At 60.9% G+C, this 20,352-nt stretch carries 17 protein-coding genes and 1 pseudogene; 11 read left to right on the forward strand and 7 right to left on the reverse strand.

The window, feature by feature from the left end:
* Nucleotides 1-253: 253 nt before the first annotated feature.
* Complete coding sequence (locus EKL94_RS06140; RefSeq protein ID WP_126928406.1) at nt 254-2,905, forward strand: excinuclease ABC subunit UvrA; 2,652 nt, start codon at nt 254-256, stop codon at nt 2,903-2,905.
* A gap of 4 nt (nt 2,906-2,909) precedes the next feature.
* On the opposite strand, the gene EKL94_RS06145 is transcribed toward EKL94_RS06140, so the two are convergent.
* Entirely contained in the window at nt 2,910-3,827 is a 918-nt protein-coding gene (locus EKL94_RS06145; protein ID WP_126928407.1) for a LysR family transcriptional regulator, read from the reverse strand.
* A 136-nt stretch (nt 3,828-3,963) separates the two neighbouring features.
* Here EKL94_RS06145 and EKL94_RS06150 point away from each other — a divergent pair, with 136 nt between their 5' ends.
* Nucleotides 3,964-5,199, forward strand: a complete 1,236-nt coding sequence (locus tag EKL94_RS06150) for an FAD-dependent monooxygenase (RefSeq protein WP_126928408.1) — start codon at nt 3,964-3,966, stop codon at nt 5,197-5,199.
* Nucleotides 5,200-5,258: 59 nt separating this feature from the next.
* Here the strand turns inward: EKL94_RS06150 and EKL94_RS06155 are convergent, their stop codons facing one another.
* Nucleotides 5,259-5,519, reverse strand: coding sequence for a hypothetical protein (locus EKL94_RS06155; protein WP_126928409.1), 261 nt, complete (start codon nt 5,517-5,519; stop codon nt 5,259-5,261).
* 188 nt (nt 5,520-5,707) lie between these two features.
* On the opposite strand from EKL94_RS06155, the gene EKL94_RS06160 reads away from it, so the two are divergent.
* Together EKL94_RS06160 and EKL94_RS06170 are read left to right on the forward strand one after the other, a co-directional pair.
* Entirely contained in the window at nt 5,708-6,481 is a 774-nt protein-coding gene (locus EKL94_RS06160; RefSeq protein WP_260473389.1) for a hypothetical protein, read from the forward strand.
* A 582-nt stretch (nt 6,482-7,063) separates the two neighbouring features.
* On the forward strand, nt 7,064-7,657 hold the full coding sequence (locus tag EKL94_RS06170) for a hypothetical protein (RefSeq protein ID WP_126928410.1): 594 nt from the start codon (nt 7,064-7,066) through the stop codon (nt 7,655-7,657).
* Between the two features lie 506 nt (nt 7,658-8,163).
* Here EKL94_RS06170 and EKL94_RS06175 read toward each other — a convergent pair.
* Nucleotides 8,164-8,613: a multidrug/biocide efflux PACE transporter gene (locus EKL94_RS06175; RefSeq protein WP_126928411.1), complete on the reverse strand. Its 450-nt coding sequence runs from the start codon at nt 8,611-8,613 to the stop codon at nt 8,164-8,166.
* A 166-nt stretch (nt 8,614-8,779) separates the two neighbouring features.
* Here EKL94_RS06175 and EKL94_RS06180 point away from each other — a divergent pair, with 166 nt between their 5' ends.
* From EKL94_RS06180 to EKL94_RS06185, 3 genes are read left to right on the forward strand one after another with little or no spacing between them, the layout of a single operon-like run.
* The gene (locus tag EKL94_RS06180) at nt 8,780-9,676 is read left to right on the forward strand and encodes a LysR family transcriptional regulator (protein ID WP_126928412.1); all 897 of its coding nucleotides are present in this window, start codon (nt 8,780-8,782) and stop codon (nt 9,674-9,676) included.
* 10 nt (nt 9,677-9,686) lie between these two features.
* Nucleotides 9,687-9,821 carry a hypothetical protein gene (locus EKL94_RS22650; protein WP_260473390.1) on the forward strand — a complete coding sequence of 45 codons (135 nt, stop codon included), beginning with the start codon at nt 9,687-9,689 and terminating at the stop codon, nt 9,819-9,821.
* Complete coding sequence (locus EKL94_RS06185; RefSeq protein WP_126928413.1) at nt 9,818-10,075, forward strand: hypothetical protein; 258 nt, start codon at nt 9,818-9,820, stop codon at nt 10,073-10,075. Before EKL94_RS22650 ends, EKL94_RS06185 begins: the two co-directional genes overlap by 4 nt.
* 82 nt (nt 10,076-10,157) lie before the next feature.
* Here EKL94_RS06185 and EKL94_RS06190 read toward each other — a convergent pair whose 3' ends face one another.
* The 3 genes and pseudogenes from EKL94_RS06190 to EKL94_RS06200 all read right to left on the reverse strand — a co-directional run.
* Nucleotides 10,158-11,186 carry a hypothetical protein gene (locus EKL94_RS06190; protein ID WP_126928414.1) on the reverse strand — a complete coding sequence of 343 codons (1,029 nt, stop codon included), beginning with the start codon at nt 11,184-11,186 and terminating at the stop codon, nt 10,158-10,160.
* Between the two features lie 397 nt (nt 11,187-11,583).
* The gene (locus EKL94_RS06195; protein ID WP_126928415.1) at nt 11,584-12,444 is read right to left on the reverse strand and encodes a hypothetical protein; all 861 of its coding nucleotides are present in this window, start codon (nt 12,442-12,444) and stop codon (nt 11,584-11,586) included.
* Between the two features lie 85 nt (nt 12,445-12,529).
* Nucleotides 12,530-12,814: pseudogene (locus EKL94_RS06200) on the reverse strand (integrase core domain-containing protein); the annotation flags it as partial.
* Here EKL94_RS06200 and EKL94_RS06205 point away from each other — a divergent pair.
* Nucleotides 12,717-14,084: a zonular occludens toxin domain-containing protein gene (locus EKL94_RS06205; protein ID WP_260473391.1), complete on the forward strand. Its 1,368-nt coding sequence runs from the start codon at nt 12,717-12,719 to the stop codon at nt 14,082-14,084. The pseudogene EKL94_RS06200 and the gene EKL94_RS06205 sit on opposite strands and share 98 nt — an antisense overlap.
* 486 nt (nt 14,085-14,570) lie before the next feature.
* Here EKL94_RS06205 and EKL94_RS06215 read toward each other — a convergent pair whose 3' ends face one another.
* Entirely contained in the window at nt 14,571-14,951 is a 381-nt protein-coding gene (locus tag EKL94_RS06215) for a DUF3653 domain-containing protein (RefSeq protein WP_126928416.1), read from the reverse strand.
* 531 nt (nt 14,952-15,482) lie between these two features.
* On the opposite strand from EKL94_RS06215, the gene EKL94_RS06220 reads away from it, so the two are divergent.
* The 3 genes from EKL94_RS06220 to EKL94_RS06230 are packed head-to-tail and all read left to right on the forward strand — an operon-like array spanning nt 15,483 to nt 18,956.
* Nucleotides 15,483-16,013, forward strand: a complete 531-nt coding sequence (locus EKL94_RS06220; RefSeq protein ID WP_126928417.1) for a hypothetical protein — start codon at nt 15,483-15,485, stop codon at nt 16,011-16,013.
* Nucleotides 15,997-17,934 carry a hypothetical protein gene (locus EKL94_RS06225; protein WP_126928418.1) on the forward strand — a complete coding sequence of 646 codons (1,938 nt, stop codon included), beginning with the start codon at nt 15,997-15,999 and terminating at the stop codon, nt 17,932-17,934. The genes EKL94_RS06220 and EKL94_RS06225 overlap by 17 nt, the downstream gene beginning before the upstream one ends.
* Nucleotides 17,935-17,945: 11 nt before the next feature.
* Nucleotides 17,946-18,956, forward strand: a complete 1,011-nt coding sequence (locus EKL94_RS06230) for an ATP-binding protein (protein ID WP_185829998.1) — start codon at nt 17,946-17,948, stop codon at nt 18,954-18,956.
* The last annotated feature ends 1,396 nt before the right edge of the window (nt 18,957-20,352 follow it).

Here is a 20,352-nt window from a genome sequence, read left to right on the forward strand (position 1 = left end):
ACAAAGCGGCGGTGTCGGAGGGCATTGGCGGTTGTTTGTTGGTGCGGCCGAAGACGGCGGACGCCGGTGGATCCCGGTGGGGGGGCCAGGGGGTTGTGGTTGGACAACGGGTGGGCCGTGAATTCGGCGAGGGCGGGCGGGATCATGCCGGCTGTCATCGTGCCCGCCCTCGCCGAATTCACGTCCCAGCAGCGAGAATGGGCCACTGGGCGCGCTCTGGCGCGCGCCACTCACTGCCTGCAGGATCGTAACGATGTCCAACACCCCCTTTGGCGAGTCGTCATGTGCTGCCGCTGCCAGCGGTTGCGTTGAGGTCCGCGGTGCGTGCGAGCACAACCTCAAGAATGTCGACGTCTCCATTCCGCGCAATGCACTGGTGGTGTTCTCCGGGGTGTCCGGTTCCGGCAAGTCGTCGCTGGCCTTCGGTACGGTCTTCGCCGAGGCGCAGCGGCGCTACTTCGAGTCTGTTGCACCCTATGCGCGCCGCCTGATCGACCAGGCGGGCGTGCCCGAGGTCGATGCCATCGACGGGCTGCCGCCAGCAGTGGCCCTGCAGCAGCAACGCGGCGCCAGCAATGCGCGCTCATCGGTGGGTAGCGTGACCACGCTGTCCAGCCTGGTGCGCATGATGTACTCGCGCGCAGGGGCCTACCCAGCCAATCAGCCCATGCTGTATGCCGAGGACTTTTCGCCCAACACGCCGCAGGGCGCCTGCAGCACCTGCCACGGCCTGGGACACGTCTACGAAGTGACCGAAGCGCTGATGGTTCCGGACCCGTCACTGAGCATCCGCGAACGCGCCATCGCGTCCTGGCCGCCGGCATGGCACGGCCAGAACCTGCGCGACATCCTGGTCACGCTGGGCTACGACATCGACATCCCGTGGAAGAAGCTGCCGAAGAAGGACCGCGACTGGATCCTGTTCACCGAGGAAGCACCCAGTGTGCCGGTCTATGCCGGTTTCACACCTGCCGAAACCCGTGCCGCGCTCAAGCGGAGGCAGGAACCCAGCTACATGGGCACGTATACCGGCGCGCGCCGCTACGTGCTGCACACCTTTGCCAATACCCAGAGCGCGCTGATGCGCAAGCGGGTGTCCCGCTACATGGAAGGCAAGCTGTGCCCGGCGTGCCACGGAAAGCGCCTGAAGCCGGAGGCGCTGTCGGTCACCTTTGCCGGTGTGGATATCGGTGAGTTCATGCGGCTGCCGCTGGACCAGCTGGCGGACCTGCTGGAGCCCATCGCGCAGGGTGATTTCGGCGCACACAGCAAGGGCGCACGTACCAGCAGGAGCGCGACACCCCGCGATCGCGCCCGGCGGGCCGCGAGTGGCCGTGCGACCCACGAGGGAGCCCCTGACGTGCGACTGACCTCTGCCATGTCTGAGGAAAAACGCCTGGCTGCACAGCGGCTGGCGGGCGGGGTCATGGCGCGGGTACGGCAACTGCGCGAGCTGGGCCTGGGCTATCTCTCGCTGGATCGCGCCACGCCCACGCTGTCGGCCGGCGAGCTGCAGCGCCTGCGGCTGGCCACCCAGCTCAGCTCGTTGCTGTTTGGCGTGCTGTACGTGCTCGACGAACCCTCGGCCGGCCTGCATCCAGCTGACAGCCAGGCGCTGTACGACGCACTGGAGCGGCTGCGCGACGGCGGTAATTCGGTGTTCGTTGTTGAACACGATCTGGAGCTGATGCGCCGCGCGCAATGGCTGGTGGATGTGGGACCGCAGGCAGGGGAACACGGTGGGCGCGTTCTCTACAGTGGCGAGCCCGACGGCCTGCGCCAGGTCCAGGAATCGCGCACGGCGCAGTATCTGTTCGACCAGGTGCCTGCACCTGCCAGCCAACAGCGCCGTGCCAACAGCTGGCTGGAACTGAAGGGCATTCATCGCCACAACCTGCAGGGCGTGGACGCACAGGTGCCGCTGGGGCTGCTGACGGCAGTGACCGGCATTTCCGGATCGGGCAAGTCCAGCCTGATGGCGCAGGCACTGCCCGAGCTGATGCTGCTGCACCTGGGTCACGAAACCGTAGAGGACAGTGCCGACAGCGCGCCCACGGACGGGCCGACCGTGATTGAAGCCACGCGGGGCCAACTGGCCGGAGATGTGGACGCCATTCAACGCGTGGTGCAGGTGGACCAGAAGCCCATCGGCCGCACGCCACGCTCCAACCTGGCCACCTATACCGGCCTGTTCGATCACGTGCGCAAGCTGTTCGCCGCAACGCCCGACGCACGCCGCCGTCGTTTCGATGCGGGCCGCTTCTCGTTCAACGTGGCCAAGGGCCGGTGCGAGACCTGCGAAGGCGAGGGCTTCGTCAGTGTCGAACTGCTGTTCATGCCCAGCGTCTACGCGCCATGCCCCACCTGCCATGGCGCCCGTTACAACGAGGCCACGCTGAAGGTGTTGTGGAACGGACGCAACATCGCCGAGGTCCTGCAGATGACGGTCGACCAGGCGCAGGCGTTCTTCGCCGAAGAAGACGCCATTGCCCGCCCGCTGCAGTTGCTGCAGGAAATAGGTCTGGGCTACCTGCGGCTGGGCCAGCCGGCTACGGAACTTTCAGGCGGCGAGGCACAGCGCATCAAGCTGGCGACCGAGCTGCAGCGCAGCCAGCGCGGACGCACGCTGTATGTGCTGGATGAACCCACCACCGGCCTTCATGCATCGGACGCGGACAGGTTGCTGGTGCAGCTGCAGCGGCTGGTGGAAGCGGGCAACACCGTGGTGATGATCGAACACGACATGCGTTCTGTCACACAGGCAGACTGGGTGATTGATGTCGGGCCGGGCGCAGGGGGTGCGGGTGGCACCATCGTGGCGAAGGGCACGCCGCAGCAGGTGGCTCGCGCCAAGGGCAGCAGGACGGCGCCGTTCCTTGCGAAGGAGCTGAGGCAGGGCGGCTGAGGCATTACCCGGACATCTCTCCGACCCCCTGCAGCCGGGCCTGGATGAATTCCAGCAACGCCCGCACCCGCGCGGTGACCGAGTGCCGGTGACTGTAGGCGCCGAGCAGTTGTAGCGGCGCCGGGCTCAGATCCAACTGCACTTTCTGCAGCCGGCCCTCGGCAAGGTCCTGCTGGCATGGATAAGCCGCAACGATGGCGAAGCCCAGGCCTTGGCGTGCACCCGCTACCGCAAGCTCTCCGCTGTTCACTCGATAGCGGCTGCGCACCGGCACCTTTACGATGTTCCCCGAGGGGTCGACAAACTGCCAGGGTTGTCCTTTCAATGCACTGACCGTGGTGATGCAGGGCAAGGACTTGAGTTCGCGCACCTCGCGCGGCATTCCGGTCCTGGCCAGCAAAGCCGGCGCGGCCACCACGATGCTGGGCAATGTCGCCAGTTCGCGGGTGATGAAGGCACTGTCATCCTGCGGCCCCCGATGGAAGAAAAGGGCGAGATCCATGTCGTCCCGCAGCGCTTCCGGGCCGCTCAGCCGCGTGTCGCACTCCAGTTCAATGCCGGGATGGAGGCTGCAGAACTCGGCGAGGATGGGGGCGAGCAGCCTGGGCGCCTCGTTCGGCATGCTCATCCTCAGCAGCCCCTTCAGCTCGCGCTGCACCGCGCCCAGCTCTTCTTCGGTTGAGAGCAGGGCATCGAGCAGGGGCTTGGAGCGTGCGTACAGCAACCTGCCAGCTTCGGTCATGCGCAGGTGGCGGGTGCTGCGTTCCAGCAGCCGAACTCCCAGCCTACGCTCCAGCGAAGCAACGTGGCGACTGACGTTGGAAGCAGGCAGCGCCAGCAGGCGCGCCGCACCGGAAAAACTCTGCTCGTCTACCACGGCCACGAAGACACGGACGGTGTTCAGGTCGAAGCTGCTGCGCACGATTATCCCGCTACGGGTACGAATAAGACCCAGTTCTGCATGCTAGTTGGCAAGTTTGGCAGAGTCCAGACTGCACGCCCGTCCCATGGATGCCCTGCAATAGCGTGTCCGGACAAATCGGAAGGACTGCATCGGAATGGAGATTGGAATACTGGGCGGTGGAATCGCAGGCCTGAGCGCGGCCCTTGCCCTCCACAGGCAAGGGCACAGCTGCCGTGTCTACGAACGTCGGGCCGGACCGTCGACCATGGGAGCCGGCGTCACACTCTGGCCCAACGCCGGCTTCGTACTGCAGGAACTCGGACTGCTGGAGGACATCGGCGCAGTCGGCGGCCGGCCGACATCAGTACACCGCAAGGATGCAGTGGGTGACCCGCTGGGCGGCCTGAACATCACGCTGCTGGACCAGATGATGGGATACCCGACCCATACGATCCTGCGCCGGGACCTGCAGGCGGTGCTGCTGGACCACGTGACGCGAACGGGAATCCAGGTGATGTTCGGGCATCGTGCGGTAGCGATTGAGCAGGAGGACAACGGCAAGGCCATCGCGCGATTCGACAACGGGCAGTGCGTCCGTCCGGACCTGGTTCTGGGTGCGGATGGGCGAATGGACTCGGTGGCACGCAGGTTCGTCGCAGGCGACAGTAGGCCCATCTACCAAGGCTTCGTGAACTGGATCGGGGTCGCGCAGGGCAGGGCACTGGTGAGCGAGGTTGGGATCCAGGATTACTGGGGTGCCGGCGATCGCTTTGGTTGCGTCGCGATCCGAACAGACCTGGTGTACTGGGCGGCCGCCCAGGCGCGGCCACTGCCCACGACAACGCCTGCAGCAGACATGCGCGACGAGGTGAGGGATCTGTTCGCAGGGTGGCCCGAGCCTGTCGCGCGTTTGATCGAGGCCACACCGGCGCACTCCGTCCAGCGGATTGCCGTGCACGACCTTGAGCCACTGCACACGTGGAGCCGCGCAAACGTGCTGCTCATCGGTGACGCAGCGCATGCGCCGTTGCCGACGTCGGGGCAGGGGGCCTGCCAGGCGCTGGAGGATGCCTGGCACCTGGCGCGATGCCTGGAGGGTGCAGAGAGTTGCCTGGAGGGTGCAGAGAGTTGCCTGGATGATGCGCTGCCGCGCTTCGCCGCCCTCCGTACACCCAAGACCACGAAGTTGGCCGAGCAGGGTCGTATGTTCGCGCGCGGGCTCTTTGCAAAAGACCCGGAAACCTGCCGTATCCGCAATGAACGTACCAAGGCGTCCGACCAGGTGCGTGATGCGCTGGCGATGGCTGCGGGGTGGTCGCAGGGATTGCCGATGGCCGAGCGCATTGAACGGGAGGCGGCGAACAGCGCGGGCAGCATGTATCGCCTGTGACGATGTGCTGCGGTGAAAGGATCAGCCGCCGATTGGCCCATCAATCGCTCGATGATGTGTCAGGCAGGGTCCTGCCTCGGAATGACGATGAGGTCCTTCTTGTTGGGAGCCTCACGAATGATCTTCTCGGCCGGAGGCACTTCAGTCCCCGGCGGCGGCAGTTGCGGAAGAAGACGCTTGGTGAGCTGTTCCGCATTGCCATCATTCAATGGCACAGCCTCGCTCGGCGCGGGAGCTGGGCGAGGCGGGGAAGCGCACGCGACCACTGCAACTGAAAGAACCAAAATCGTAGGCCAGCGAATTATGACACTGCGCTTCATATCTACACTCCTTTGCTGGCAAAAGTCCGTTTGGCACACCCGGCCAAGAACGTTTCACCGAGGAAGCCGCCCCTCTCCTGAAGACGGAAACGCGGAGACCAAAGCGACAGTGGCGAGCATTCCCTGGGCCTGGGGATCGGCGATCGAACAGTGGATCCATAAGCCGTGGGCCGCCAACCTCAGCTACGATGGGCGCGACCGGCATCCGCGCCGGCGGGGCAGGGGATGCAATGAACATGCAGGCAGGGGGCGGAATTGATCCGCTGGCAAAGACCGATTCTCAGGAGCTGACTTTTCATTGGCTTTACCAACGGGTACAGGCCCTGGTTGAGCACAGCATCTACCCGAAGGCGGGCAAGGTGGAGACGTGGTCGTTCCGCATTGGTGTTGCGGCCGCAGTCATTGGCATTCTCTGCAGCCAACTTCCGGACCGGTGGCTTCCGCTGACTGCTACGCTGCTGGTGGTCAGGATATGCCTGGTAGTGGAGATCGGTGGCTTCTTAGTGGGCGGCTTTCTCGCGGCCGCGCGGGGCATCCGCCAGTTCACTCAACCGCGACTGTCGCATTCGAAGGAAATGGATTTCGAGTTTTCCCGCTGGCACGCGGTGGTCACAGAGCTGCGCAGCTTCCCCAGGATCGAGCGCGAGCGTCGTCTCAAGTATGTCAGCCACCTTCGCAACAGCATGATCGAGCGTATGGGATTGATGTACGGCGGGCTACAGCGCCTTGGACCGTTCCCGCTGCTGATTGCGCTGTACCTGCAGTTCCGCGGATGGAAATGGGGCGATTGGGCAGGAGCCTTCGATGTAGGCATGGTAGGCGCGTTCCTGATCTACATGCTGGTGCTGCTCTACCTTGCGGGTTGGATGCTGATCAGCCTGCGCACCAGGCTGGACACCTACGTTGCTTTGCTGGAAGGGTCCATCCACGAACCCGAGCCCTCGCAGTCAGCGCCTTTGTAGAGTCGAGGCATGCTCGACTAGTCCGTGCCACACCGAGCCCCATCAGGCACCCCGCGAGCAAGAATCCGCAGCACCCGATCCGTCAAAACAGGCTCCGGCACACCAGCCAACACCTGCTCCAAGCAGTCCAATGGCTCCATTTGTCACTGAAGAAGCGCCCGCAACTGCACGACGTCGGGCGCCCGCTGCCCGGCGTCCAGTGATGCCTGCAAAAGTAGATGGTGCGAGCGCCTCTCCAGACACAACACCGGAACACCCCTGCAGTGAATCTGCAAGGCGGCGCCTTGACGCTGTTCGACGAACTGCAACCCCTGTCGTGGCCGAGCCTCCACAAACTGTCTTACCTGTCGGCGGAGCAGTGAAAAGCGATCGTCGGAGATGCTCTGGAATGCGAGCTGCTCAGGCATCGGCGGCGCCGGCCACTGAATCTGTGCCGTAACCACCACCGCCAGGCAAAGCACCGTGGCCACCCGGCAGCACCACAAGTATCAAGCGGCACCAATTTGCAGTACGTCTTGCCGGTCTCAAGAGCACAGCGGTAAGCTCCGCTCCAACGCGAGGGCGAGGGCGAGGGCGAAACCAGTGAACTATTGGATAGCGGCACTATTTGAGGTCGGAGACAAGCTGAGCGAGGCAGCCTTTGTACAGACACTTGCCGGTGGCTTAATTTCGGCGCTCGCAGCGAGCAGGGCAGTAGATAGACAGCTGCGCGCCGAGCAAAAGGCGAGGGAAGATGCGGATGCACAGCAAATCGCGAATCTAAAATCTGCCGTTAGAATGGAGTTGAAATCAGTCAGGGATCAGCACATCCTGGCAGTTGGGCATATTATGTCCCCACCCGATGCGGCTAGAAGCGCCATTTTGGCCCACTACCCGATAAGTAGTGAGTACTTCGCGCTCTACTCAGCCAATGCCGGCTCGATTGGACGGGTTTCTCCCGAGGCCGCCGAAGCCGTTGTCGTTGCCTACGTACAGTTGAGAGCACTGATCGACGGATTCAAGCTCAACAATGCATTAGTTGATCGTTGTGAGCGCCTTGCACTTGAAGGCGTTCAAGAGTTTGATAATCGGATGGTCAAACTAAGGAAGCAGCTTGCTGAGTACGGCCCCAAGCTTCACGATGCCCACAACCTCGCCATGAACTCCGTGGAGCTTGCGCTGCGGAAGCTAGGTTGAACGTTCGGGCTGTTGGCCCCCGGGAGTGAGTATATTTCCAGCTTGGGGCCCGAGCTAGGCCGCTGTGCAAATCCTGGGACGGCCGATGGATCATGATGTTTGTTCCTCATTAGAGAAGGAACCAAGCCGGAGGCAATGGCCGAATCAAAAGCCCAGCCATTGCCATGCAAATCCGACAAAGGCGCAGATTCCACGGGTCCAGATGTGCCGGCCTTCGTCCTACACGGAACAAGCATAGCGCTCGCGATCGCTTCCCCGCCATTGTCGCGTCTGGCCCAGCGCCACAGCCTGATACGGCGAGCGGAAACCAAACAGACGCGTCTCAGCCCAGTCCGATTGGGCGCTGTGCGCCCAATGCGGAGCCTTGCCACGCACTTCCGCGTCCTGACAGCAGCCGCTCACACACAGCAGGCACACCATGAATTTTCGCAATCCGGATCCCGGAGGCTGCATCACGCACCATTGGCCAGAGCAGGGCGACTGAAGTGCACCTGCGCGGCGTCAACTCAAGCCTGCTTTGCCCGATCTGCAAAATTCCGCTGCAGCAGCCGCTCTCTCACCTTGTCATACACCAGGTTGTAGACATAGGTGTAAGGCAGGAAGAATGCAATCAGGCCCAACTCCAGCAGGAACGCGTCCCAGTAGGAGATGGACAGCCACCACGCGGCAAGCAGCACCACAACCACCACCAGGCCGCCTTCAAACCCCACCGCATGCGCAATCCGCACCGGCACGGTGCGCTTGAACCCGATCTTCTTCTCAACCCGCTCGAACAGCGCGTTATAGATCATGTTCCAGAGCATCGCGCACGTGGCCAGGGCGACGGTCAGCACACCGGTTTCAAACAGCGATTTGCCCAGGAAGTAAGACATCACCGGAGCGCACAGGCACAGGGCAATGGCTTCGAAGAGGACGGCGTGGAGGAGTCGGTCCCAGAGGGTCTTTTTGGAATTCATGCTGCAGTACCTGATATTCACCGACGGCAGTGCCGAGCGGACGTAAGAGCGAATCGAGAGGGGGTGGGGCAGAGCGGCGATCCACGCTCGTAATGTGCCCGGGCGCCATGATATAAGCTTCAAAAATGAACCAAAACACCCAATAGCGCAGGCGGCCGTTTCATCCATGAAACACTTTCCCTGGGACAACTTGATCGTGCTGTTGGCCGTGATCCGCGGCGGCACCCTGCGCGAGGCGGCGAAGGCGGCCCGCATGAGCACGGCCACGCTATCGCGCCGGCTGGATGCGCTGGAGGAGCGACTGGGTGGCAAGGTGGTAGAGCGCACGTCAGCCGGCTGCGTTCCAACGGAACTGGGGCAACGCGTGTTTGCACTGGCGGAGCAGATGGAGGAGGCCGCCGACGAGATCGCTCGCCAGGTTGATACGCCCCGGGAATTGGTGGGCACAGTGCGCATCAACGCCGATGAGTGGGCCAGCTTCATGCTGATTACGCTGCTACCCGGTTTGAACCGCCAGCACCCTTCGCTGGATGTGGAGGTGCTCACCTCGCGCGAGCCTTACAACCTGGCCCGTCGCGAGGCCGATGCCCTGCTGCGCTACGGCCCGCCCGACACGGGTGATCTGCGCGGTGACCGCGTGGGGCAGATGGACTATGCGCTGTATGCCAATCAGGCCTACGCTTCGCGGCGGCAGGCAGAGATTGCCAGCCAGGCATGGCATGAGCTGGAATTCGTGGGCCTCGATGAGCCGCGCGTGGAATTTGAGGTGGAGCGCTGGATGCGTTCACTGCCCGGTGCCAACCGTCCCTGGCTTCGCTGCAACTATTCAGTTGGGGTGCTCGATGGGGTCACCTCAGGAGCTGGGCTGGGCGTCATAGAATGCGCGGTTGCCCAGCATGTGGGCGGGTTGATACGCGTGCGCGATGCGCCGGCACTGAGCAAGGAAGTGTGGCTGTGGACGCACCGGTCGCTGTATGACACCCCGCGCTTCCAGGCCCTGCGGGATTTTCTCAAGCAGACCTGGCTCAGTGGCAAAGCCGGGCGCCAGCGGGCGGCAAAGTAGGCCGCACCGGGTGCAGCACCTGCTCGACGTGGACCTCACCGACGGGCAACAGGTCATGATGACGGGGAAAGATGCCGTGGTGATCGTCAATGACCAAGGCAAGGTGATTACCACCTGGGTAAAAAACGCGGCGGGGGTTCGATGACCAGACGTTCTGCGAAAAACGAGCAGCAGATGTTGTCCTTGGCCGAGAAGGTTCTTGCCGCTCGACATGCTGCACCTCTGCTTGCAGAGCGATTGGCAGGTGGTCACGTTACGTCGGACGACCGCAAAGCGATCATCGAAGTGATTGCGGCCGAATTGTGCGAAAAGGGCTTCGATGCCGAGTCGGAGCCCTCCGCGTACGGGCACGCGCTTGAGCGGCTGATCGACTACGTGAACAGGCCAAACCTGGAGTAGCGCGCCGCGCTCAACTCTCGCGTTCGAAGATGCCCGCTCTGTTCGGGCATTGCATCGACTGACAGCCGATCGCCACCCATCTTCACGACATGCTGCGGGTGGCGGTCTCAATCCGGCCGCCGCCGGCATCGGTAACCGCAGCTCGCCTGGCGGTGAGCGTCGCCTCAAGCTGAGTGCAAGCCCCGCCGATTTCCGAATTGGCAGCAGTCAACTCTTCGGCGAGCGGCTGGGTGTAGTGCAGATCAAGGTTGGCCTCCTGGAGCTGCCTGTAGAGCACCGCAGCCTCGGCACGAGCATTGACCGCCGCCTTTTCCGCTGCGGCTTGGATGAAGGCGTCAAAGCGCAGAAGTCGAGCTGCCCCCTCCTGTCCTAGCTTGTTCTGGCAGAGCGGGCAAGAGCCCTCTGGGCCAAGGTTCGCCATATCAAGCGTCGCATCGCCATCCCGGACGAATGCTCGCGCTGCCTCAAAGAGAGCTTTCCACTGGTCATTTCCGGTGCCAGGCAGCTGGTCTGGCACTGCGACGAACTGAGTCGCAGCCAGCTCAGCAGCAGCTTTGGCTGCATTGGATCGGGCCACCGCTTGTTCAAATGCCACAACCTTCTCTGCACTGAGCTCCGCCATGACCGCGCGGATGCGTCGCTGCAGCACATCAAATCGACCCGCCCGTTGACGGAGAGTGGTAGCCGTCTGCTTCGGGTCCGCTTCCGTCAAGGTTCTATTAAGCAATGCTAGCCGTTCAATCGCGGCTGCGTCGAAGTGGGCTAGGCTTTCCACGTCCTTAGTCGTCGTAGTGCTTGGAACCCCGCGCAAGGCCTGAGCAACACGCGTTGCTCCGATGGACAGTGCGGCGTAGGCAGCGTCGCTTGGAGCATAGGCCGCCTTCTCCTGCACTGCTCGCGACTTAAGTTGACCGCATGCCCCTACAAGTCCTTCCAAGATGTCCAACCCGTAAGGGGCATAAGCAAAGTCCCCTTGGTTGTCAATGTACGCGCGAGCGCAATACGAATCGAAGATCGACACATCGGCAAGTTCAGGGGGCGGCGCAATACCATCCTGTTGCCAAGCAGGTAGTTGCTTGGACCAGGTATGGATCTGCTGCAAAATCGTCATTGGCTTCCCCCTGATTGAGCCAGTTGGCCGACCAAGGGTGGAAAATTTGATTCATGGCCACCCCTTGGCCGTATTGAGTCCTTTTGAGAGCATCGGCGCGTGCGCGTGACACGTAATCGAAGGCCCTCAAGGCCACGTTTTCACAGCTGCGTCACACTTTCAAGAGGAGAAAGGGCAGGGGGGCGCACCGAGTTGCCGCGCAAGCTTTGCGGAAGCGGCCCTGGCGCAGCCATCAAGCGCCAGGTGACCGCGTCCTGGCCACCCCTCCCCCAAGCGATCCGGCCCACGCAACCGAGCAGGCGGGCCTCGCCGAAGCGAGCAGGGTCAGCGCTGGGGAGTGCTAGGCGCAGAGCAGAAATGAGCATGTCGCGGGCTCTACACAAATCACAGCCGGCGATCAACGTCTCGCATTTTCAATTATGGACGGCCTTGCCAAGCTTCGCTCGAGAGCGTCCAGCGTCTGCTTCACTCGCAGCTGAGCCTTGTGAATCCATCCGTTGTCCTTGCTCAGGTGCTTGTCAAAAGTTCTTAGCAACTTCAGTAGCTCGTCGATGTTCTCGAATCCGATCGAAACCTTGTCTGCGGCGTCTCTAATTCTTACGGTCGACAGCGGACCTTCAGGGGGCACGCCGGCGTCCTCAAAGTTATAGCCGTTCACTAGCTCCATCGCTGAGAATACTGCGACTTCAGTTAGGTGCAGCGGGTTCGAAGTGACGCCAATTTTCTCGCGAAATATTGAGGCGATCCGCGGGAGTAGGTATCCAATATCCGCCAACAGCTGACTACACTCCCGTTGACGAGGCTCATCGCCACTCCCGTCATCCCACGGCAAGGATTGCTCGTAGATATTGGTGACCAGGGACAACGCCATCAAACAATCCTCATCCAAGAACAGCTGATGCTCCGACAACAGCGATTCAAACTGGTCCTGCGTCCTCGAAGGCACCGGATGCAGCAGGCCTTCACCCTCGTCGTAGAGATCCCCCCACTCCTTGTTGGCTTGCCCGATCTTGGAGATCAATGCGGCGAAAGCGCTTCTTTGGTGATCGAAGAACAGTGAAGTTCGTAGCTGTGCGACCTGATGATCATGCCGGATACGTTCTATCTTCGAGTTTAGTTCGGTCTTGTAGCTCTCAAGGGTCTGCGCATACTCATTCTGGATTGACTGTTTTAGTCTCTCTGAGATCCATCCCTTAAGCAGCCAAACCAAGGCTGATCCGCTTGCGGCTCCCGATACGGCACCAACGAGGTAATCCATAAATTCTCCAGTTGTTCGCCACCAGGCATCGCCGGCACCTTGAGACATGCAAGCGACGTCCCCCCGCAGTGAGTAGTGGTCGGGTTTAGAGTCCGGGGTTGATGATATCCATGTTGGCCAGATGTTTGGCGTATGCGGCCGGTGTCATACCGCCGATGGCGTCCTTGGGGCGTTCCTCGTTGTATTCCCGACGCCATCGCTCGATCTCGGTGCGGGCGCGTAGCAGCGCTGGGAACCAGTGCTCGCTGAGGCATTCCTCGCGCAGGCGACCGTTGAACGATTCCACGCAGGCATTCTGGTTCGGCTTGCCCGGCTGGATCAGGCGAAGCTGCACACCACGTGCGTGTGCCCAGCTCACCATCACCTTGCCGCGCAGCGGCAAGAGTTACGAAGCAGTGCTGCACCACATCCTGCCCGCGCTGCGTGCTAAGCGGCACGTATACGTGCGCCTCAACGGGGTAGGGGAGAGCCTGGACAAGATCGCGGCGCACCTTGGGATGCCTGAGGACGAAGTGCGCGATCTGGTGCACGTCATGGGCGATAAGGAGGTGGTTGAATGGTGTGTGTGCGACACCGACAACGATGGTGCGATTTCATTCCCACACATCGAGAAACACGCCCTGATCGTTATCGACGAGGCACATGAGTACTGGCCCACGAACCGGGCCAATCTGCCGGACCGCGCCGCCAACTTCTTCGCCAAGCACGGCCACATCAGCCTGGACATGGTCATCATTTCGCAGGACTGCAAAGACCTGCACCGCTTGATCATTCGCCGCATGGCGAAGAAGAACACGTACACCAAGCTCGATGCGTTGGGATCGGATCAGCGTTACTCGGTCAGGTTCTACGCCGCCACCGGCACCGGCAAGTATGAGACGGTCGGCACCGAGACCCGGAAGTATGATCCTGCCATATGGGAGCTCTACCACGGCGTTCAGCCCGGAATCGAGAGCAATGAGGTCTACAAGGGCAACACTCGAACGCTGTGGAAAACACTGCGTGCACCCTCAATCTTGATGGGGCTGGCGCTGATCGTCGGCGTCTTCGTGCTTGGGAGGTTCTTCCTTTCGGGCAGTGATTCGACCGGTACGGCCGACAAGATGAAAAACGCCGTCGCGTCGCAGAAGGCAGCGATTCTGACAATCGCACAAGCGCCCGGCGCCCAGCCGGCCAGTGTGGTCACGAAGGTGGTGGATGCCCCTAAGTCGAAGGAGAAGCTGCCCGCAGGTGTGCAGTACATCCTCGACATGGCGGCCAATGCCAGGGCACGGCACGCTGGTTGGTACGGGCACCGGGATATCGTGGAGTTCCGCGCATCGGGGGGAGGGCAGGTGCTCGACAGATTCACTACGGAGCAGCTGTGGGCGCTGGGCTGGTCCGTAAAACGGACAGAGTTTGGTGTGCTGCTGTCAGCGAAAGGCCATGAGATCATCGCGACCACTTGGCCCGTGGATCCCTTCGGCGAACAATCCGATTCGACTACCGAGCGCATAAGGGCTGCGGCGGGGTCGCCTGTGACGAGCGTGAGCGAGACACAGCCGACCACCGCCGCGGCGAATGGGAGCACTCTGATTGCAGTTGGGAAGCGCCCAATGGGCACGTTCCCAGAGACGCCACCATATCCGGCGAGCTTCTGATTTCCGCAATGGGATACCATGCCCCCGAACCTTGGGGGCGAAATGGACGTTCGATCTGGCCTAGTTTTGGCTCTACTGCTGCTGTCGGCACCTACGCATGCGCAACAGCTACGCTCGGCCACCGGCCCGCAGCCAGCGCCCAGGTACACGCCGCCAACACCGAAGGCTAGCAATCTTGGCGCTGAACCGCTGAAATGCCAGCAGCACCTCGATCCGCGCATTCGGCTCTATTGCGCCGACATTGAACGATCCTTGATCCAGAGCGAGGCGCGTCGCCAAGGCATACCAACGCCATCGAGCGAGATTGTCCGCATGCCTGCCTACGGGAGTGCTGAGGCAAAGCAGTTGGGCGCTGCCTGCATGGGGGGCACTGCAATGCGTCGCCTGAGCAACGGCTGGGAACAGTTGCGAAACGCCAAGGGCGAATGGCTGCGCTGCCGCGAGCAATGAATCGGGGTGTAGGGGCAGCGCCCCGACGTAAGCGCCTCACACGCGCTGGCGACGTTTCGGCCCCGGTACCGGCAGGACCGCTGCGGGAGGCTCGGCGTCAGGGCCAGCCATCGCCACCGCCGAACGCTGTTTGCGCTGGCTCACAACGTCCCGCAGATTGACGACAGTGGCAGGATGATGGCGAATGCCGGCGTTCCGATTGCGCCCATTTCTGGAACTGTCGATCGACGGTGCCGAGCGGGCAGCTTCCATCATCCGGCGCCATTCTTGGGCTTGGCAGGCGGTGAGCGACAGCCAGGCCAGATCTTCCGGCAGCAGTTCGCGGCCTTCGGGGGTGATCAGGCGATCACCCAGGAAAGAAAAACCGGCCCAAGGGCCGGTTAGGTCGATACGTTGGTGCGGGTCGAACTCAATCATGCCGCGATCTCATCCTTGGCCGGGGACTCAGGGCGCAGGCAAGTGATGGAGCAGCTAATCCTGTTACCTCGCAGTCTTTGCATTTCAACAGTCTACAAAGGTGCAGCTCCAACTCCTAAAAAAATGAATAGGCGAGCACCTTGAGGTATATGTGTTACTTATCCATTGACTACAGGTATTTCTGTTACTAGTTCGGCGGGGAGTCTGACAGGGTTCGGTCACCGGTTGCGCCCCAAGCCGCTCGGGAGTAGCGTGATGCAGCACGCCAGCGACATCTGACGCCGCCGCCGGCAACTGCCCAGGCCCAGGTCGCCCACGAAGCGATCAAGCCCGAATAGATCCTGTGGATGCCTAGACCGTTGCCCCTCCCTCGCAGGGAAGTCCATTTGGAGCACGGGAATGAGTGTTACGACCAAGGCTAGGCAACGCCGTCTAGGTGTGCGGCAGGCTCGGACAAGCAACTCAGCAAACCTTTGGACACTGCAGTCTCCGACAGCTGAGTGTCCGGTGACGCTTAGTGGTGACCTGAGAATGAAGCTCTTCTTCCACTGTGAAGGCGACCCAAACGTCCGTGACGCAGAGTATCGTGAGCCGCTGACACAGGTCCTTCTAGACAGCGGACCGATCAGCCTCGATGCGCTGACTACACTAACGGATGGCTCTATTCAGGCACGGATGATCGACGACGGATCGGAGCGGGCCCGACGAGATATCGAAGCACTGAGTGCCAAGCTCGGCAAATCACTCACCATTTTCAGCACGCGTGATCTGGGTCAGGCCAAGATGAGGATCCGCAACTGGCAAGCAGCCATCTCTGCTTTTCACCGCTGCCGCGGTTCGGATCTCACTTTTCTGGCAAAAGAAGTTGAATCGATGGTCCGACGACGCGGCAAGGCGACCCTAAGAGAAGTCATTCGAACTCTTAATCAGCGGCATCCTGCGGTGCTGGTAGGAGCGACGGTACTAGCGCTGCGCACTCGAACCATAGGCTCGGACATGGATGCCCACCCATGGTCTGTGCACACAAGGCTCTTCAGGTGCGGACATGGCCCAGAACCTTAAGTTCAACCGGAGAACGCTCCCGGCAGACCTTGCAGACTATAGCGAGTGGCCGGCCTGTGAAACCAGTCAGCTGGACCCGGCTGATCTAGCGCTGTTTGAGCGAAGAAAGAAGGCACTGATTGCGTACTTAGGTGGCTACCGAACTGCCGAGATAGCTTCTCGGCTCGGGATCGAGCGTACTGAGGTATTGCGGTACCTGAATCGATGCGTCGCTGTCATGGATGATGGCCGTATTGCGGGGTGGGTCGGCCTCATTAAGGGATTTCGCAAGCAGAAGCCTACACGCTCTAAGCCCGTGAACGCGATGCCAGGCCAGTCATTCGGTGGCTATACGGGTGCCCTATCAGCGCTGTTTGACTCGCAACCCGATGTGCAGTCCGCACTGGACAATTACCTCGCCACTGGCATCACCCCAGAGGGAGCTAAGCAAGGGCGTGTTACCCCCAAGAAGGCTCATCAGATCTTCCTTGAGCTCTGTCGTCATGCCGGACTTCGCAGGAGTGAATGGCCGTTCTGTGTCACCCGGCGCGGCAGGGAAGCCATTTGTGCGTACCTGAAGCAATTCTTCACTGCAAACCACGAACGCGTCGCATCCCTGCAGTACGGCGAGGAGTGCAGGCAGCGTTCAAGGAGGCCATGGGAGCAGTCGGATACTCCTAAAGCCTCGGCCCCTTTTGAGATAGTAGAAGCTGATGAGCATACGGCCGACATCATCTTTGCAGTGGGTGTGAGCACTCCAAAGGGAATCAAATACGTTCCCAGTCATCGCATGACGCTCATCGTCATCGTTGATAGGTTCACGAGCTTCATTCTCGGCTGGGACGTGGTAGTCCGTCGAACGATTGCTAGCTCCGACTTCCTCAGGTGCATCGATCATGCATCTTCTGGACAGTGCCTCTCAGACCAGCTGCGAATTGCACTTGCAGGAACGCTTTCAGAGGAGGTCGATCCTTCAGAATTGCGCTTTGGCTTTGGAAGCCTTTTCGTCGACAACGCACTCGCGCACCTGTCGGACAACGTAGGTGACAGGGTGAGGGGAGAGACTGGCGCCGCCATTTCCTTCGGTGCGATTAGGCGGCCCAAGCGTCGAGCACTTGTTGAGCGAGTGTTTGGGTGGTTGGCATCGGCCGTTTTTCATCAGTCGCCATCGACCACGGGGAACACCCCCAAGGATACCCTGCGCAACCAACCGGAGTGTAAGGCCGTCAGGAATCAGGTGACCCTTGAGAAGCTGATGAAGGACACGGCAAAGGCTGTTGCGCGTTGGAACTCAACGCCTACGGAGGCCAACTATGGCAGCAGTCCCGCTGACCAATTGCTCGAATACTATGCCCCTGGCTCCGGGTGCCTGGCGCCATTGGGGCCGCCCAGGTCTAAGATGACACCTTCGCTCAGAGTGGATGTGTCCTCCGCCATCGTTAGGGGCTCTCAGAAGAAGGGTAGGCCGCCTCGGATCTCCTACGCTGGCGTAGAGTACGGATCGCCCATCCTGGCTGCACGCTGGGATCTAATCGCACAAGCGATAACACTTCAAGCAGATCCCTACGACATCTCCCACATTCATGCATATACAAGTGATGGCAGGGATCTCGGCAGGCTCGAGCCACTGAGCTCGCGGTGGCGCCACCCGCACTCCCTAGAGATGCGGCGATTGCTCAGGTCCAAGATCATGAGCGCTCGGGATGAACCCTTGGCCGACATCGTCGGCTCGGAGCTTCAAGTGCTGGCTCAGAAGGCCCTGGATGCGTGCGCAAGCGCACCCCGAGCCACAAAGGCTGCGACTGTCCTGGCGGAGGAGGGGAGGAAAGGATACGCACCGGATATGACTTTGAGGGCCGCCGCAAAGTCTGTTGACACACAGACGCTGGCATCGCGTGTCCGAAAATCTAGAAGCATTGATTTTTCCGTCATTGGAAAATGATGAGACTAACAATGGATACCCACGAGAGCATCGCTGCCATCCAAGCGACCTACCCATCTTTACGGGAGCGGCATCCCCTACTCATGGCGTCGGCCGTCCTTCCCACCGCCCCAGTCAAAGAAGTAGCGCGCCTGGTCTTCGACCGAGCGCAGCGATTTCGCTCCTCAATCGCGTTCTGGGCTCATCCGTTGTGCGGGAAGTCTTCGTGCATCTACGCGCTGCAGAAGCTGGCCCCTGTCCAGTACCCGGGATCGGCGTTCGTTATCTATGAGCCCTCTTCAAAGGACGCGGCGGCGGAAGGCGCATTAATCGAAGACCTTCTCTCCGTGATCGACTACGAGCCCCGCGTACTTCGCTCCCTTGCAGGAAAGCGTGACCAACTGATGCGAGCTCTCTATGCACTGTCAGTAGCTGGAAGGCACCTCTTCTTGGTAGTTGACGAAGCACAGAACTTGCACGCCAAGGATCTAGGCTGGTTGAAGCGTATCGTCAACTGGCTAAACACGCATGAGGTCAAGGTGACGGTCGTCCTGTTCGGACAAAGCCAGCTTTGCACGATGCACCAACAGTTCATGGCCGAAATGCCAGATCTGACCATCAGGTTCATGGCGGAGTTGGTTGAATTCAGAAGCCTGCAAGATCCGGCCGACTTGCGCGTCGTTCTCAAGTCGTGTGATGACGAGACCGAGTATCCTCGCGGTTCGGGCTGGTCGTACACGCAGTACCTGTGGCCCAACGCCCACGCCACTGGGTTTCGCTTAGCCAGTTGCGCCACGGATCTGTACGACGCATTTCGGTCTCAGTCTGCAGGCGCCGTTGATCAAGAGGGAATCAGCATGCAGTGGGTGGCCGAAGCACTGATGTTGGTCGGCCAGGACGGGGAGGGCAGTGATACCGAAGGAATGACGATTTCGCGGGAGGTCTGGGAGCGCGCGATCCTTGATTCCGGCTACCGGTCTAGGACTCCTGCGGCGCTGGCCGCTACAGCGATGGGGAGGCGTCGCACACAGAGCTCGCCATGATCGCTTGGAGCCGAAGCCTGATCGATGCCTACTGTTCCTCGTGGACCATCATCCAAACATTGGAGTGGCTCAACTGCATTGATCTGAAGTGGATGCCAGTGCGCCGAGACTGGCGAGTGCCGCTCGCGCGATCGAAAGCACATCTCGCAGAATGCGACGCTAACGACGATGAGTTCGTCGATGAGGCGGAGCAGCTCGTTGATGTTCAGTCGGCTCTTAATGAAAGATGCCGATGGTTGACAGACGAAGAACTTCGTTACTGTCCAGCCTGCGTTCAGTCTGGGCGCCACTATCAGTACCAACAGGATAAGAGATTTGTGCGTTGCATCCTGCATCTCGAGCGCTTGCAGACGGGCTGCCCCAACTGTTCAGTGGCACTGGACACAAAAGGATCTCTAGTGCATGGATTCACATGCAATGTCTGTGGCGACACACTGCTGAAGTATCCGATACCTGGATCCTTGAAGACTGGTGAGCGTGTCTCGTACGCTCGCGTACTCGATGAACTGCATCAATGGCTTAAAGATGCCAACGTATCTCTCCTCAGATACCAAAGAGCATGCAGTGGGCACACATCGATATGCTGGGACGGTGATCAAGCTGATAGCCATGCTGGCACGTATTGGTACGCACTCATTCAATACCCGAAGTCCATAGTGCGGAACGCGCTGGCACCGACGCCGGCCTCCTTCCGGTCGTTTCAGGCAACCCCTCTAGTGCAACCACTTCCGTCTGACGATGGCAGAGCGGCGATCAAGCCCTACCAAGACCTGCTCAGATGCGTCGCACGTCAGATAAGACGCACTTATCTTAAGGGGCACTCTCGCTGCCGCGTTCATGCTATGAGGTCCGTGGGCGGGGGGCGCGCCCGGTTCAACTCCTGGTCTCCCGCTACGCTTAAACCGCATTTATGCTGCGCTGGACAGGCGTACGCACTATGGCTGCTCCAGCGGCGCGAAGAGCTCTTAGTTGTCTCCCGAGCATTGGTAATGAAGGTGCATTCAGGCTCTGAGGTTCCTATATGGCTGCCCGACCTCCACGCAGCCGCAGCCAGTTTCATCAGCTCATTTGAGGCATGGGTGGCAAATCTTGCACGGATACAATCGCGGGTTGATCGCACCAACAGACAGCCCATGCTGTGCGACCCTTTCAGTTACTCCTCGCACTGGGCACTGCATCAGCCTGGTGCGACCTGGAGCTGCCCCACGCACCTGCGTCTGGGCGGCTGGGAAGATCTTGGCCTCTGCGATAAGGGGCTCGTTCAAAAGGAAGATCACGAATTGGTCATAGCCATGGGGCAAGACCGGCGTAGGAGTCTTGCCAGGCTCGCTAAGCGACGGCGACGCCGCGGTCCCGCTATCCCTGACATCCCGCTTTGAAAGCGCCGCGCAACCCA

Source organism: Stenotrophomonas maltophilia, from assembly GCF_003970865.1.
GTDB classification, from domain to species: domain Bacteria; phylum Pseudomonadota; class Gammaproteobacteria; order Xanthomonadales; family Xanthomonadaceae; genus Stenotrophomonas; species Stenotrophomonas maltophilia_AR.